Raw genomic sequence first — 14,754 nt, forward strand, 5'->3', positions numbered from 1 at the left:
CCTTCTTAATTATTTAAATGGATCATATTCTTTTTTAATACCATTAATTCAATAATGATCTTTTAAATTGAGTACTTTTTGTCATCCAGCAGAAATTTTATCTAATCAATTAGTAGTTTCTGTCATTAATGGTGTGTAAATATCTTTATCACCATCTTTAATTGCTTTATTTGGTGCTATTCCAGTAAAATTAGGTCCACCTCTGTATGGTGCATCATCAATAAATGTTTGATCGGCAGTTGGATCAGTTGGATGCACTGGATTCTGATTAGTTTTACCAACTGATTTTCAGAGAATAAGTTTAATTGAACTAATTAAATCTTTTTCTGAAGAAGTAATAAACCTATCTGCAGATTGTGGATATTGAAGTTGTTGATCTGTATCAATACCAATAATTTTACCTTGACCAGATTTTTTTAATGATGATAAAGTATCTTCGGTTTGTGGTCCTGCTACTGGAAAAATAATATTAGTTTTTTGTCGAGCAAGATCATCATTAATTGCTTGTGAACCTTTTGAACCTTGAATAAAATCACCACTAAATTGAGTGCCTGAATTAGTAAATTTAATATTTGGTAATGGTTCTTTAAAATCTGAATTTAAAATTTTAACCCATGATATTAATTTTTCTTCATCTTCTTTATTTTTAAATTTATTATTAAAAAACTGTATGGCTCAATAATAACCATACATATAATTAGTAACTGCCGGAATATCAAGTCCACCATAGGTTGACATTTTTAAATTATCAAGGCCACCATATTGATTAGCATGCGCAATTAACCATATTGCCCCCGCCAATCCGGCTAAAAAACCTGATTGTTCTGCTTTGTAAAGTAAGCCAGCCAATTGTTTATTAGATTTTGGTACTTCTTTATTTGGAGTATCACCATCAATAAAAATAAATTTCACTTTATGTTTTAAAATAGTATTTTGTGCTTTAACCAAAGCATTATGATGTAAAAATCCTGAAGCAATAATTACTTTACTATTTATGAAAATGGCTTTATTATATGATGTCATTAAATCATCAGTATTAGTTAATTGGGGATTATCTCAAGAAACCTCAACTCTTTTATTTTTATATTGAGGATCAACATAATCACTATGTGTTCAATCATTAAACTCTTGTTTAAACTTGAGAGCAGCATTATATGATGATTCATTAAAAGAAGCATCATTAATAGTATGTCCATCAGTTACAACAGTTATTCGATAAATATTTGGATCATTAAACTGACTATTGCAAGCAATGATTGGTAATATCATTATTACTGATAATGATATTGCACTAAATAAAGTAAAAATTTTACGCATACTATTATATTCCTCCTGCAATTATATATAAATATTTATATAAAAAATATAAAAAAAGAAAGCAAAAACATTGCTTTCTTAATTCAATTATTCAAAATAAAATAAAACTGTGTATAAATAAATTTTGAAAATAAATAGGTGGGAATAACTTACTATTAAAAAATACAGTATATATGTATTTAATATTAATTATTTTTTTATTTTCACAATTAACTCTAAACACTAGTTTCTCCTTTAATGGCATAACTACCATTATATAAGATAATAAAACTTATTCTTTAAAAATTCAAGAATAATTATAAATTTTTTAAAATATATAGTAAAGTTTTATTAAAACTGTGGTTTATACTTTTCAACACTTTCATCAACATAATTTTTTCAAGCATTTTCTCACTTATCACGAGTAGAATCATTAGCTAAATCAGCAACTAATTTATTATAAGCATCAGTTACCTTTTGTGCTAAACGTCAATAATCATTACTATCAATAATTAAGTTATTATAAATAGCACTAATAGAATCATTATTAGCAATTCCAAGATATTGCTGACCACCTAATGCTGGTTGTGGTATGCTGCCATCAAAGTATTGTTCACCATTAATAGGTTTAATAACTGAATGTTGATCATCCTTATTATAATCTAAATTAAAAGAATGTCATAATCAAGTATTAACTGACTTATGAATTCCTTTTAAAGCTGATGTAATAAAAATATCTTTAGCATAACTATATTGAACACTTTGATCAACATCGACACCAATAATTTTTGCTTTGCTATTAGTAGTAGAGTTTTTAACAGCTGATACTAAATCAATTGTTTGTGCTCCTGCAACAGGCATTACAATATCATCTTTATATCCATCAATTAATTGTGAAGTTATTGCTTTTGATGATTTTGTACCAGATTCAAAACTACCTGTAAATTGTTTAGCAATTTTATCAAAATGAATATCAAATTTATTAGTTCATTTTTCAATTTTTTCCTTACCCTCTTTAATTCTAATGGCATTAGTCATTTCCAATAAATTATCATTGCTATTACGATATTTATTAAAATAATATACACCTCAATAATAACCCATCATATAACTAACAATAGTATCAGCTGGTAAACCACCAAAAGTTGACATTTTTAAACCATTATCATATGTTTCATGATTAGCAACTAATCATATTGCTCCTGCTAATCCTGATAAAAACCCTGATTGTTCTTCTGAATAACTTAAACACGCTACATCAACTGGTTTTTCTAATTTAGCATCAACTAAAATAAAACGAACACCTAACTTTTTATATTGATTTTGAATAGCTGGTGTTAATGCACCAAGATGATTAAACCCAACAACAATAATTGTTTTAGCACCAGCAAATGTTGCTAAATTATAATTATTTTGTAAAGTTGAAACAGTACTATCTCGTGAAATAATTCAACGTGTTTTCATTTTGAAAGTTTTTCAAACTTCATTACCGGGTAAATTACTAATCATAATACGATTATCATTAAATGTTTTAGTAAACTCTTTTGAACCTTCTAATACTTGCTGATTAAAAGCTTTATCAAATAAATCACCACCATCAGTAATTATTCAAATATCACCAACACTAGGAATACTACATCCAATTAATCCTACTGATGAACTATTTATTAACAAAGTAATAATTAATAATTTTAAAAAATATTTCATAAATTTCTCCTATAAATAAAAAAATGTAATACAGTAAAAATATTAATATTTATTTACAATTTTTTTATACTTTATTTTTACCATATTTTTCATCAAAATTAATAATTCCTCTAGGAAATTATCCCCTCATGTACTAGTGTGGAGGAAAAAATTAATTAAAATGAATTCAATAGCATATTTCAAAATGAAAACGATTGTTTGAAATATATAGCGAAGTTGAAAGTAATGAAATGTATCAGGTGTGCTTCTTCTAGTTTGAATGTTTCTGATTTGAGAAGAATAAGATGTTTGAAATGTCATCAAACATTTAGTATTCTTCATGACACCATTTTTCACAAGTCACAAACACCTTTGACATCTTGGTTTTATATCATCTTTAGATGAATAAACACAAAGCATAGTATACCATCAACAGATGTTGCAAGGGAATTGGGTGTGACATATAAAACAGCTTGAAGAATGGGTCATGAAATCAGAACTAGAATTTGGAATAAAGATGCAGGGTTCATTTATGATGGCACAGCACAGATAGATGAAATGTATCTTTCACATGTAGGTTTTATTCAACAAGGAAAATCCTTGTTGAATAAAACCTTGATTGTTGGAGTTTATGAGAAAACCAGCAACAAACTAATTGTGAAAGTATTGAAAAAAGCAGATGAGAAAAACCTTTTATGATTTGCATTGAAACACATTTCTACTGGGTGTTGTCTATTTACGGATTCTTGGAAGGGATATGGAAGTTTCAAAAACTTCTATCACAAACATGAAATCGTAAATCATGAAGTTGGGTATGTGTCATCAACAGGTGTAAACACAAACCAGATTGAATCTGAATGAAAACACATCCGACGAACTTTCCGAAAACACATAAAAGTTTCAAAACACAATATTCATTTATATGCAAATGAAGCTGAATATAAATTAAATAAGATACCTAGTTTTGAAACTATAATTTTGTGTTTGATTTAGATACATGTGGGGATAATTTCCTAGATAGGCTTTTATCTCCATTTATGTGATAAAATTTAAAAATAGTACATAAAGGGATAAAAGCCTTCCTCTATTATATGATTCGTGCGCAATGAACAGGATTATATAAAATATTAGTTTTTAATTGTGAATTAGCCATTAACAGTTTAATAAATAGTTCAAAATCATTTTCTTTTAATACAAAATCATGCGTAAAACCTTTTATATCATTCATATCTACTAATAATGCTAAAAGAATTTTATGAATTATTCCTCATGAAGAATTTTTAGCATTACTCTCAATTCTACTAATTGTTGCTTGACGAACACCTACTAATTTCCCCAAATATGCTTGCGTTCAACCAAGTCTTAGACGTATACGCCTAATTTCTACTTCAATTGCCATTTCATTGACCTCTCTAATTTTAGTTATTCCCAAACTTATTATGTTATGAAAAATTATAAAAAGATAAATTTTATTCTATATTTGCATAAAATATACTAAAATTAATATGGTGATACAAAATGGAAAATGAATTAATTAAATACTGAACAAAAAAAAGTTTTTTTTATGTTAGCATTTTGTGATTAATTGTTCAAATTATATTTATAATAATAGGTTCAATTTTAATAAATACTACTAGCAAAAAAATAATTAATATTTTATTAATAGTTGGCATAAATAGTTTAATTCTATTAATTTTGTTTGCTTTTTCTATTAATCATTATACTTATGAAACGGTTTATCAAATTAAAGTCAAAGGTAGTACTTTTCAAACTAAATTTTGTCGTTATCTAATTATTCTATTTAGTTTTGGTTGATTAATTTTTTTCATTTTAAATGCATTATTTATGTTAGTTGAAACTGCCGTTTTTAAAAGCAAACTTGATTATTTTAATACTTTAAACGATCATTGATGAATTTTACTTATTGTAACAATATTTAACGTTTTAATTATTAGCATACATCGACAATTAATGCATTATACATTAACAAATTTACAATTACCATGAAGTAAATATATAAATAATAAAAAGTAGATATAATCTACTTTTTCTTTGCATCTCATAAATTTATAATGTTTTTTTTTGCACTAATTAAACCAAATAATGATCCACAAGCAACTAAACCACCATTCAATCCAATAAAAACAAATGATAATCCTAATACTAAAGTTATTACTCCATTGCTAAGACTAGCAATACTAACAATAATTAATGGTAATAATGTAACAACAATTGAAGCAACTCCAATTACTAAACCAAGAATATAACCAATTCTTTGTTCAAATGCTTTTCTTTAATTTATCATAACTAAAATAAATATAAGAATACCATAAGTTGTTAGACAAACTATCAATATAATTCATCCTAATCATTGAATAGTACTTAATCCAGAATCAAAAACTTCTTGTAATCATTTTCCAAACTTCCATAATAATTCATAAGAACTTTCCATTAATTCTTTTAAAGAAATCATAATTATAGAAATAACTATTACCGGCATTAATGTTGTCAAAAGTAGATAAATACCAATGTTAGATAATGTTTTTGAAAATTTTAACATCCTTTTTACCTCTTTATAATTATTATTTCGCAATATTTCTAGTAAAATATTTGTACTTTATTTTTAACATCTTATGCAAAAAAAATTTAAAATCTATAAACAATAAGGAAATTATCCCCACATGTACTAGTGCAGATGAAAAAATGAATTGAAATGAATTCAATAGCATATTTCAAAATGAAAATGATTGTTTGAAATATATAGCGAAGTTGAAAGTAATGAAATGTATCAGGTGTGCTTCTTCTAGTTTGAATGTTTCTGATTTGAGAAGAATAAGATGTTTGAAATGTCATCAAACATTTAGTATTCTTCATGACACCATTTTTCACAAGTCACAAACACCTTTGACATCTTGGTTTTATCTAATCTTTAGATGAATAAACACAAAGCATGGTATACCATCAACAGATGTTGCAAGGGAATTGGGTGTGACATATAAAACAGTTTGAAGAATGGGTCATGAAATCAGAACTAGAATTTGGAATCAAGATGCATGGTTCATTAATGATGGCACAGCACAGATAGATGAAATGTATCTTTCACATGTAGTTTTTAAAAAACAAGGAAGATCCTTGTTGAATAAAACCTTGATTGTTGGAGTTTATGAGAAAACCAGCAACAAACTAATTGTGAAAGTATTGAAAAAAGCAGATGAGAAAAACCTTTTATGATTTGCATTGAAACACATTTCTACTGGGTGTTGTCTATTTACGGATTATTAAAATGGATATGGAAGTTTCAAAAACTTCTATCACAAACATGAAATCGTAAATCATGAAGTTGGGTATGTGTCATCAACAGGTGTAAACACAAACCAGATTGAATCTGCATGAAAACACATCCGACGAACTTTTTGAACACACATAAAAGTTTCAAAACACAATATTCATTTATATGCAAAAGAAGCTGCATATAAATTCAATAAGATACATAGTTTTGAAACTATAATTTTGTGTTTGATTTAGATACATGTGGGGATAATTTCCTAGATAGGCTTTTATCTCCATTTATGTGATAAAATTTAAAAATAGTACATAAAGGGATAAAAGCCAACAACAATTTTATTTATCAATCATTTTTAAAATTATTAAAATTATTAAAAACTAAATGTAATTAATAATTAAGTATCTAATTTTACATTTATCTTAACATTTAGCCAATATAAATCAACAATAATACGTAATTTAAATAGTTAAAAATAATTATATCTTGTCTTTTAAATTTTAAAAATAAATATATTATCTTTATTGATTGTAAAATTTCAAAAAAAATATTAAAAAAACTACAAACTAAATATAGTTTTTAACCTATTTACTTTGAGAAACAAAGTAAATAGGTTTTTATTTTTAAAAGGAGAAAAAACATGAAAAAAATATTAAAAATAATAAGTGGTTTAATAATTATTACAAGTACAAGTTTAAGCGCTATTGGATGTTATAAAAATAACAATATTTATGATTTAAAAGTGGGACAATCAATAATTTGACAAGAATCAGCAGAAAAAAAATATCCTTATTAAATACTTTTCGTGCAGCAATAAAACAGTATGATGATGTTATAGAAGCAAATAAAACATTTATCATTAGATGTTATTTACGCAACCGCAAATAAACCTAATGCCAAAAATGATGAAGAAGATAAAAATTATACTGTGCATTATAATGAATTAAAAATTGAAGCTAATAAATATGTACCTATTGTTATTACTGATTTCGATGAAACATTCATAAATAATATTGGTTTTTCAATTTATAAATTTTTTAATCCAAAAATGAAAGATATGGATTATGAATTTAAAAAATGAGTTGATCATCAAGAAAATTTTGAAGAAAAACTTTATAATGAAGTTTTAGAATTTGTTAAACATGTATGGAAAAGCGGTGGTATTTTTTTATTTGATTCAAATCGTTTTCAAGGGGAAAATATCAAGTATGGAGATGAAGCAATACCAACTAAAAAACTACTAGAAAATAATTATTATCCAAAGGCATTTCTTGATAGTTATGTTTGATGAATGAAAGGAGTAACTAAATATGATTCAAATAATTATAAAGATTTAATATAAAAAGAAAATCGTTTTAATTATAGGCTTTTATCACATAAATGAAGATAAAAGCCTATCTAGGAAATTATCCCCACATGTATCTAAATCAAACACAAAATTATAGTTTCAAAACTAGGTATCTTATTGAATTTATATGCAGCTTCATTTGCATATAAATGAATATTGTGTTTTGAAACTTTTATGTGTGTTCGGAAAGTTCGTCGGATGTGTTTTCATGCAGATTCAATCTGGTTTGTGTTTACACCTGTTGATGACACATACCCAACTTCATGATGAGGATTTTTAATAATCTGTGTATCTTTGTTTTACAAATTTACTAGTTTAGATTAATTCTATCTTCAAATTTTATCATAAAATGAGCAATTGCTGTATTTCAATTTTGAATGGGCATTGCTCATTTTTTTGTTATATTTTCAATTGCTAAGTAAAATATTTTGAAAAATTCCATATCATTTGGAAAAACTTTTTTATTTCTAATAACTTTTCGTAATTGACTATTAACAGATTCAATAGCATTTGTTGTATAAATCACTCTTTTGATTTCTGCAGGATAAATAATAAAAACCATTAAATTATCTCAATTTTTATATCACGATTTAGCAATTTGAGGATATTGTTTATTTCATTTACTTTCAAAAGTTTCTAAAGCTTGCATTGCTTGTTCTTCACTACATGCACTATAAATTGGTTTTAAATCTGTAAATAGTTATTTTCTATGTTTGTATGAAACATATTTTAAACTATTTCTAATTTGATGAACTATGCATAATTGATGTTCGGTTTTAGGATAAACTGATTGTATTGCTTCTGACATTCCTGTTAAATTGTCACTACAAGCAATAAGAATATCATTTAAGCCTCGATTTTTCATTTTTGTGAAATTAGATAATCAAAACTTAGAACCTTCATTTTCACTAATTCATAAACCTAAAACATCTTTTTTACCTTCTAAATCAACTCCTAATGCTATATAAACTGATTTGTTAATAATGCGTTTATCTTGTCGTACTTTAACTACTATACAATCAAAATAAACAATCGGATAAACACTTTCTAATGGCCGATTTTGTCATGCTTTAACATCATCAATAACATCATCAGTAATTTGACTAATAACACTTTCACTAATATCAGCACCATGATATAACTCTTGTAACTGCATTCTAATATCTGATAAAGTCATGCCTTTGGCATATAATGAAAGAACTTGTTGATCAAAACCATCAAATCTTCTTTGTCTTTTTGCAACTATTACTGGCTCAAAATTACTATTACGATCTCGTGGTACATTAATCTCAATTTTACCTTGTTGGGTTATTAATTTTTTTGAATTTATACCATTGCGAGCATTATCACTATTATTATGTTGATTTTTTTCATATCCTAAATAATTTTTCATTTCAGAATTCAACATTTTTTCAACTAATCTTTTTGTTCAGTATTCGATGAATTATTATTAGTATTTGTTTTTTAGACATACGTAACTCACTCTTTCTAGTTATTTAATTTTATTTACTAGAATTAATTAAACATAGTTATTTTTGTAAGTTACACAGATTACTAAACATTACCTTCATGATTTACGATTTCATGTTTGTGATAGAAGTTTTTGAAACTTCCATATCCCTTCCAAGAATCCGTAAATAGACAACACCCAGTAGAAATGTGTTTAAATGCAAATCATAAAAGTTTTTTTCTCATCTGCTTTTTTCAATACTTTCACAATTAGTTTGTTGCTGGTTTTCTCATAAACTCCAACAATCAAGGTTTTATTCAACAAGGAAAATCCTTGTTGAATAAAACCTACATGTGAAAGATACATTTCATCAATCTGTGCTGTGCCATCATCAATGAACCATGCATCTTGATTCCAAATTCTAGTTCTGATTTCATGACCCATTCTTCAAACTGTTTTATATGTCACACCCAATTCCCTTGCAACATCTGTTGATGGAATTCCATGTTTGGTGTTTATTCATCTAAAGATGAAATAAAACTAAGATGGAAAAGATGTTTGTGACTTGTGAAAAATGGTGTCATGAAGAATACTAAATGTTTGATGACATTTCAAACATCTTATTCTTCTTAAATCAGAAACATTCAAACTAGAAGAAGCACACCTGATCATTTCATTACTTTCAACTTCGCTATATATTTCAAACAATCGTTTTCATTTTGAAATATGCTATTGAATTCATTTCAATTCATTTTTTCCTCCACACTAGTACATGCGGGGATAATTTCCTAATTATATTAATAATAAAAAATTTAAATTATCATCAAAAGATAAAAATAGTATGCAAATAAAAAATTGAGAAAAAGATTTAGTACCAATAAAAAATGTACCATCACATATTGTAATGAGATTGGGTGATAACATTAATGATTTTCATTCTAATTTAACTAATTCAAAATTAATTGATAAAATATCATTAAAAAATGAATTAATAAATAATAAAAATTTTAATAACTTAATTGGTAAAGTGGGAGATGAATTTTGATTTACAAAAAATGAAAATGGATAAATAATAGAACATTATTGAAAAGAAAATGAAAAAAATAGTTTAATTGATAGTGATCTAAAAAACCTTGGTTTTGTAAAAGAAATTAAACTAGAAGAAGGAAAAATTAATTGAAAAGAAACTTATTTACTGGTTGGTGGTAATGATGTATATGGTAATTTTTTATGAGATTTAGAAAAAAAATATGGTTCTAATTTAGATAATTGATTAAATTTACTAAAACATTATTTCAAAAAAATATGAAAATATATGAAAATAATTTACAAAAATTAATATTCAATCTCTAAATAAAATTAATATATTTGATATATATATATATATATATTAATTGTAAATTTTCAAAAAGATGTTAAAAATAACTATAAACTAAATATTGTTTTTAACCTATTTACTTTGTTTCTTAAAGTAAATAAATTTTTATTTTTAAAAGGAGTAAAAAATGAATAAAGAAATTGAACAAGAAATAAAAAAATTAATGTTTAAAGAAATAAAAAAATTAAGAACATATGCTATTAATTATCATAATTACAAAAAAAACATACAATTTAATGATATAGATATTCAAAATATAAATAATGGTATTGAAAATAAAAGTAAAAAAAGTAATATAAACAGTATTATGAGAGAACATAATTATGCAAAAAAATTACCTATTTTATAAAAAAATTTAATTTAATTATAAAAAGTTTTAATATAAAAAATAGTAAGAACATATGTTCTTACTATTTTTGTAAACTTTGGTTTTGGTAATTTTTTCAATAATTTAAAATTACATCATCATTAAATAAATTAATTTCATTTTTTTTAATTCCTTTTTTTAATTTATTTATATTTTGTCATAATATTTTTTGTAAAGGTATTGGATACTTTCATATTCGACGATTAGTTTTAAATTCTTTCAAATCTAACAGTTTATAAGAACGATTAGGAAATACTTTAACATCTAAATCATAATCAATGTATTTAACTGTTTGCGAATCTAAAATAAAGGGACTGGCAATATTACAATAATAATGAACACCATCATTACGAATCATACAAATAATATTGTATCAATCATTTTTAAAAAATAACCAAATTGCTGGATCAACGGTTGTTCATTTACGACCATTAATTTCAGTAATTGTTACATTCTCATTTACTAAAACTAAATATTTTTCAGTATCTTCTAAAACAATTGAATTATTTCAACTACGATATAAATCGCCATTATGCTTATATGCATGAATTGAAAGTATTTGCCCTTCTTTAAGGTACATATACATTTAAACCTCAACTTTCTGCAAATCATAAAACATAATAATTATACCATTATTTATTTAGTAAATAAAAAGCGAAAAATAAATTTATAATAATATTTATTTAAAAAAGAAAAAACTCCAAAAAGGAGTAGTAAAAAAAACATAATTTTATTAAATGGGGCGACTGACGGGATTCGAACCCGCGAATGTCAGTTCCACAAACTGATGCGCTAGACCGCTACGCCACAGTCGCCATATTAGTTTCTATAAGTAAAACTGTTAAATATTATACAATAAATTTATCAGTTTTTAATATTTTTTTTCATAAAACTACAAAAATAATCATCTAATTTTCATATATAACAGTAACAATAATAAAAAACAATGCTACTATTAACAATTAGAACACAATTTAAAATAAAGTTTTATGCCCTTAATAAAACGCATAAAATGTAATAGATAATATCTTATTAAATCAATTTATTAATCAAACTTTATTGATAATACTAACTTACAAGTAATTTAGATACTAATACTTATGATTAAAAATTTAGCAATATACTCATTCCTTTCTCAATTAATTTTAATTAAGAACACCAAAAACAAAACAACTACCCTGATTTACAGATTTAAAAAAAATTTAAAATTGGTATAATTTATATAATTTTAATTTATATATCTTATTAATCTTATTATTAAAACTTTGAAAAAGTTATAATATACATTTGAACGGTTGTCAAATTTACGAAATAATTAATTATTATATTAGTAACTTATTTCCAAAAATGAATTATTTGAAAAATAATGAAAATTAGACAAAATTACTCTCTTTAACCCTTAAATTTAAATTTATATTCGACGTATTTTAAAAAATATATATTTAAAAAAAATTATTATCAAAGTTATTAAGGAAAAGACAAGAAATAATCTTGTCTTTTTTTGTAATTGTAAAATTTTAAAATTTTTAATAACTTTCTTTAATACTATTATCAACACGTGTTAAGGAATTAAAAAAGTGAACCACAACACAGTTGTTCAAAATAGTGGCTAGCATGTGGACTTGCATGGATAAATAAAAAGTGGAGTGATACCTAATAAAATATACTAACCATTTAATGGTAATCCTTGGGGTGGGAGCGGATTGGAAACTAGTATATATAGACCTGTTGTAGGGACCAACCATTATTCTTTATTTAACCAACCTTGCCACTACCAAGTGAGCAAGTGTTGGTTTTATTTTTTATTTTTTTTGAGCCCAGAATTGCTGGAATTAATAAAAATAATAGTAGTATTATTAATAATCTAAAAATCAAAATATATGTTCTTTATGCTAGAAGCAACATAACATATTAGGAAAGTAAGTAAGGTAATTTAATAATGAGCAATGATTATGAATGACTATGATATTGTGATAGTTATGGTTGTAAAAATAATAATAGTAATAAAGAAATATATGTTTGTTCAATTAAAAAAGATACAAAATTATGATTATGTAAAACTCATTTTAATAATTATAGAAATATAACCATTGATTATATTATTGATAAAAAACAAGAAAATGTAGGTAAATAAAATGAAAAAGTATTTTTGTTGAACATGTAAACAACATAAATTAGATTATTTATTCTTTAATACTAATGATATAAAAACAAGATGAAACTTTTTAAGAGATAAAAATAATAAAGCAATTTTTTATGACTGTATTTTAAATGTTAGGTTAAGTAGGAGGTATAAATATGAATAAACAAAAACCAATTTCTTATAAAGACCAAGAAATTATTAATGAATATAATAAAAAACGTAATCAAGAAATAATAAAAGAACATTTAAATAATATAGAAAAATTAAGAGAAGTTTTTAAAAAAGAAGTAATTAATGAATATAAAGAAAAAATAATTAATAGAATACTTGATTATGAAACCTTTTATATTGGTGATACACAAGGTTTAACTCCATTCGGATTTATTATTAAATTAAGAGATGAAATTAAAAATGGAGAATTTGATTAATAATGCAATATGAAATAAAGATTGGTATTGACCCAGCTGGTATTGGCAATAATGGAATTGTTATATATTCAAATGAAACTAATAATATTATTTTTCATGAAACATTCCAAGTAAAAACTATTTTAGAATGTAAAAATATTTATAAAGAAAAATTAAAATATTTTAAGAAATTTTTAAATAATAAAAAAGTATTAGTAAGTGTAGAAAATTTTTATTTAAACCCAAAACAATTATTAACCAATCCCTTAGCAACACCTAAAATTATTGGTGCATTAATGGTATTAGTACAAGATATTATGAATTGAGATTATCAAGAAAACCATCCAAAAAATAAAGATAAAATACCAAATTATCAAGGAAATATAAAATGAACAAGATGCGTATAAGCAAACCCAATTATAAGGAATTATAAAAATGAAAGATAAATCCAATTATGTGAAATTAACAGTAAAAATAAGTAATGCTATTGAATCAAAATATTACGAAAAAGGTAATAAAGAATTATATTATAGTGTTAGAGGTCAATGAAATGGATTAAACTATGTTACTTTAATTTTTAATAACCCAAAATTTTATAAACGATGTATTTTATTAAACAAAAATGATGAAATTATAGTAACTGGTCAAATCTTTAATACTTTAAACATTCCTAAAAATCGTGCATTTTGTTCAATAAATATTAAATGATTTAAAAAATGAAAAGAGTAAAAACTGATATTATGAAAAAATTTATTAATAGTACCAATATTAATAACATCTATAACACTAATAATAATTTTAATATTTATTATTAAAGAATTAAAAAATGAATATAAAGTATTGAAAATATTAAGTGAAATTGCTAATCATAATAAAAATAAGGAGAATAATAATGAAAACGTGTAAATTTTGTAAAGAAAATTATAATTGACCAAATTGTAAAAATTGTTTTAAAAACCCAAATATAAAAGAAATTGATGCTGGAATGAATGAATTAAATAATTATGGTACTATGCATAACCGTGTACGTATGATTTGTGGTTCTTATTTAGTAAAAAATTAGATGAATTTTTAAAAATTACTGATGATAATTGAGGAGCAAAAGCAATTATTTTAACTATTATACAATCTATAAAAAATGGTGAATTTGATAATGATAATAAAAATTAAAAAAAATAATAAATGTGGTTATGGTAGAGTTTTTGCTCATAAATGTAATAACTTATGTAAAAAAAAACAAAATAAAAGAGTTAGGAAAGAAAGGTTAAATCATGAATAAAGAAAAATTACTTGAATATATTAAAAATATAATAATTTTTGAGAGACTTAAATTAACTAAAAAAATCCATTATAGTTTTTTAAATTTATTAATTGAAAAAATAAAAAACAGAGACTT

General features: G+C 24.1%; 23 protein-coding genes, 1 tRNA gene and 2 pseudogenes. 15 read left to right on the forward strand and 11 right to left on the reverse strand.

What is annotated here, in order from left to right:
- Window positions 1-9 precede the first annotated feature (9 nt).
- Both AC6I4F_RS08055 and AC6I4F_RS08060 read right to left on the reverse strand, forming a co-directional pair.
- Window positions 10-1,317, reverse strand: coding sequence for a BMP family ABC transporter substrate-binding protein (locus AC6I4F_RS08055; protein ID WP_497873515.1), 1,308 nt, complete (start codon window positions 1,315-1,317; stop codon window positions 10-12).
- Between the two features lie 330 nt (window positions 1,318-1,647).
- The gene (locus tag AC6I4F_RS08060) at window positions 1,648-3,003 is read right to left on the reverse strand and encodes a BMP family ABC transporter substrate-binding protein (RefSeq protein WP_497873516.1); all 1,356 of its coding nucleotides are present in this window, start codon (window positions 3,001-3,003) and stop codon (window positions 1,648-1,650) included.
- 198 nt (window positions 3,004-3,201) lie between these two features.
- Here AC6I4F_RS08060 and AC6I4F_RS08065 point away from each other — a divergent pair, with 198 nt between their 5' ends.
- Window positions 3,202-3,975 carry an IS1595 family transposase gene (locus AC6I4F_RS08065; protein WP_497873517.1) on the forward strand — a complete coding sequence of 258 codons (774 nt, stop codon included), beginning with the start codon at window positions 3,202-3,204 and terminating at the stop codon, window positions 3,973-3,975.
- Between the two features lie 94 nt (window positions 3,976-4,069).
- On the opposite strand, the gene AC6I4F_RS08070 is transcribed toward AC6I4F_RS08065, so the two are convergent.
- Window positions 4,070-4,321: a hypothetical protein gene (locus tag AC6I4F_RS08070; protein WP_497873518.1), complete on the reverse strand. Its 252-nt coding sequence runs from the start codon at window positions 4,319-4,321 to the stop codon at window positions 4,070-4,072.
- Between the two features lie 179 nt (window positions 4,322-4,500).
- Between AC6I4F_RS08070 and AC6I4F_RS08075 the strand changes: the two genes are divergently transcribed.
- The gene (locus AC6I4F_RS08075; protein ID WP_497873519.1) at window positions 4,501-5,016 is read left to right on the forward strand and encodes a hypothetical protein; all 516 of its coding nucleotides are present in this window, start codon (window positions 4,501-4,503) and stop codon (window positions 5,014-5,016) included.
- Window positions 5,017-5,054: 38 nt separating this feature from the next.
- Window positions 5,055-5,249, forward strand: a complete 195-nt coding sequence (locus AC6I4F_RS08080) for a hypothetical protein (RefSeq protein WP_497873520.1) — start codon at window positions 5,055-5,057, stop codon at window positions 5,247-5,249.
- Window positions 5,250-5,275: 26 nt separating this feature from the next.
- Here the strand turns inward: AC6I4F_RS08080 and AC6I4F_RS08085 are convergent, their stop codons facing one another.
- The gene (locus tag AC6I4F_RS08085) at window positions 5,276-5,542 is read right to left on the reverse strand and encodes a hypothetical protein (protein WP_497873521.1); all 267 of its coding nucleotides are present in this window, start codon (window positions 5,540-5,542) and stop codon (window positions 5,276-5,278) included.
- A gap of 50 nt (window positions 5,543-5,592) precedes the next feature.
- On the opposite strand from AC6I4F_RS08085, the gene AC6I4F_RS08090 reads away from it, so the two are divergent.
- From AC6I4F_RS08090 to AC6I4F_RS08105, 4 genes are all read left to right on the forward strand, one after another.
- The gene (locus AC6I4F_RS08090) at window positions 5,593-6,264 is read left to right on the forward strand and encodes a hypothetical protein (protein WP_497873522.1); all 672 of its coding nucleotides are present in this window, start codon (window positions 5,593-5,595) and stop codon (window positions 6,262-6,264) included.
- A 66-nt stretch (window positions 6,265-6,330) separates the two neighbouring features.
- Window positions 6,331-6,507 (forward strand): hypothetical protein, encoded by a 177-nt coding sequence (locus AC6I4F_RS08095; protein ID WP_497873523.1) that lies wholly within the window; start codon window positions 6,331-6,333, stop codon window positions 6,505-6,507.
- A 398-nt stretch (window positions 6,508-6,905) separates the two neighbouring features.
- Window positions 6,906-7,061, forward strand: coding sequence for a hypothetical protein (locus tag AC6I4F_RS08100; protein ID WP_497873524.1), 156 nt, complete (start codon window positions 6,906-6,908; stop codon window positions 7,059-7,061).
- Between the two features lie 132 nt (window positions 7,062-7,193).
- Window positions 7,194-7,607, forward strand: coding sequence for an HAD family acid phosphatase (locus AC6I4F_RS08105; protein WP_497873525.1), 414 nt, complete (start codon window positions 7,194-7,196; stop codon window positions 7,605-7,607).
- Window positions 7,608-7,687: 80 nt separating this feature from the next.
- Here the strand turns inward: AC6I4F_RS08105 and AC6I4F_RS08110 are convergent, their stop codons facing one another.
- The 5 genes and pseudogenes from AC6I4F_RS08110 to AC6I4F_RS08130 form a co-directional block, all read right to left on the reverse strand.
- A complete protein-coding gene (locus tag AC6I4F_RS08110) occupies window positions 7,688-7,864 on the reverse strand; it encodes a hypothetical protein (protein WP_497873526.1) in 177 nt (58 codons plus the stop codon).
- Window positions 7,865-7,923: 59 nt separating this feature from the next.
- Window positions 7,924-9,042: pseudogene (locus AC6I4F_RS08115) on the reverse strand (IS256 family transposase); the annotation flags it as partial.
- Window positions 9,043-9,167: 125 nt separating this feature from the next.
- Complete coding sequence (locus AC6I4F_RS08120) at window positions 9,168-9,308, reverse strand: hypothetical protein (protein ID WP_497873527.1); 141 nt, start codon at window positions 9,306-9,308, stop codon at window positions 9,168-9,170.
- On the reverse strand, window positions 9,277-9,531 hold the full coding sequence (locus AC6I4F_RS08125) for a hypothetical protein (protein ID WP_497873528.1): 255 nt from the start codon (window positions 9,529-9,531) through the stop codon (window positions 9,277-9,279). Before AC6I4F_RS08125 ends, AC6I4F_RS08120 begins: the two co-directional genes overlap by 32 nt.
- 72 nt (window positions 9,532-9,603) lie before the next feature.
- Window positions 9,604-9,771 carry a hypothetical protein gene (locus tag AC6I4F_RS08130; RefSeq protein WP_497873529.1) on the reverse strand — a complete coding sequence of 56 codons (168 nt, stop codon included), beginning with the start codon at window positions 9,769-9,771 and terminating at the stop codon, window positions 9,604-9,606.
- Between the two features lie 133 nt (window positions 9,772-9,904).
- On the opposite strand from AC6I4F_RS08130, the gene AC6I4F_RS08135 reads away from it, so the two are divergent.
- Both AC6I4F_RS08135 and AC6I4F_RS08140 read left to right on the forward strand, forming a co-directional pair.
- Window positions 9,905-10,132 carry a hypothetical protein gene (locus AC6I4F_RS08135; protein WP_497873530.1) on the forward strand — a complete coding sequence of 76 codons (228 nt, stop codon included), beginning with the start codon at window positions 9,905-9,907 and terminating at the stop codon, window positions 10,130-10,132.
- Window positions 10,133-10,568: 436 nt separating this feature from the next.
- The gene (locus AC6I4F_RS08140; RefSeq protein WP_497873531.1) at window positions 10,569-10,790 is read left to right on the forward strand and encodes a hypothetical protein; all 222 of its coding nucleotides are present in this window, start codon (window positions 10,569-10,571) and stop codon (window positions 10,788-10,790) included.
- Window positions 10,791-10,851: 61 nt separating this feature from the next.
- Here the strand turns inward: AC6I4F_RS08140 and AC6I4F_RS08145 are convergent, their stop codons facing one another.
- Together AC6I4F_RS08145 and AC6I4F_RS08150 are read right to left on the reverse strand one after the other, a co-directional pair.
- Window positions 10,852-11,388, reverse strand: coding sequence for a DUF402 domain-containing protein (locus tag AC6I4F_RS08145; RefSeq protein WP_497873532.1), 537 nt, complete (start codon window positions 11,386-11,388; stop codon window positions 10,852-10,854).
- A 158-nt stretch (window positions 11,389-11,546) separates the two neighbouring features.
- Window positions 11,547-11,623 (reverse strand) — tRNA-His (locus AC6I4F_RS08150).
- A gap of 1,124 nt (window positions 11,624-12,747) precedes the next feature.
- Between AC6I4F_RS08150 and AC6I4F_RS08155 the strand changes: the two genes are divergently transcribed.
- The 6 genes and pseudogenes from AC6I4F_RS08155 to AC6I4F_RS08180 all read left to right on the forward strand — a co-directional run bounded on the left by AC6I4F_RS08155 (window position 12,748) and on the right by AC6I4F_RS08180 (window position 14,637).
- Window positions 12,748-12,942: a hypothetical protein gene (locus tag AC6I4F_RS08155; protein ID WP_497873533.1), complete on the forward strand. Its 195-nt coding sequence runs from the start codon at window positions 12,748-12,750 to the stop codon at window positions 12,940-12,942.
- A 164-nt stretch (window positions 12,943-13,106) separates the two neighbouring features.
- The gene (locus AC6I4F_RS08160; protein ID WP_497873534.1) at window positions 13,107-13,379 is read left to right on the forward strand and encodes a hypothetical protein; all 273 of its coding nucleotides are present in this window, start codon (window positions 13,107-13,109) and stop codon (window positions 13,377-13,379) included.
- A 2-nt stretch (window positions 13,380-13,381) separates the two neighbouring features.
- A complete protein-coding gene (locus tag AC6I4F_RS08165; RefSeq protein ID WP_497873535.1) occupies window positions 13,382-13,765 on the forward strand; it encodes a hypothetical protein in 384 nt (127 codons plus the stop codon).
- 28 nt (window positions 13,766-13,793) lie between these two features.
- Window positions 13,794-14,087, forward strand: coding sequence for a hypothetical protein (locus AC6I4F_RS08170; protein ID WP_497873536.1), 294 nt, complete (start codon window positions 13,794-13,796; stop codon window positions 14,085-14,087).
- Between the two features lie 241 nt (window positions 14,088-14,328).
- Window positions 14,329-14,418 (forward strand): annotated as a pseudogene (locus tag AC6I4F_RS08175) (FAD-binding domain-containing protein); the annotation flags it as partial.
- A 93-nt stretch (window positions 14,419-14,511) separates the two neighbouring features.
- The gene (locus AC6I4F_RS08180) at window positions 14,512-14,637 is read left to right on the forward strand and encodes a hypothetical protein (protein ID WP_497873537.1); all 126 of its coding nucleotides are present in this window, start codon (window positions 14,512-14,514) and stop codon (window positions 14,635-14,637) included.
- The last annotated feature ends 117 nt before the right edge of the window (window positions 14,638-14,754 follow it).

It is taken from the genome of Spiroplasma ixodetis (assembly GCF_059729505.1).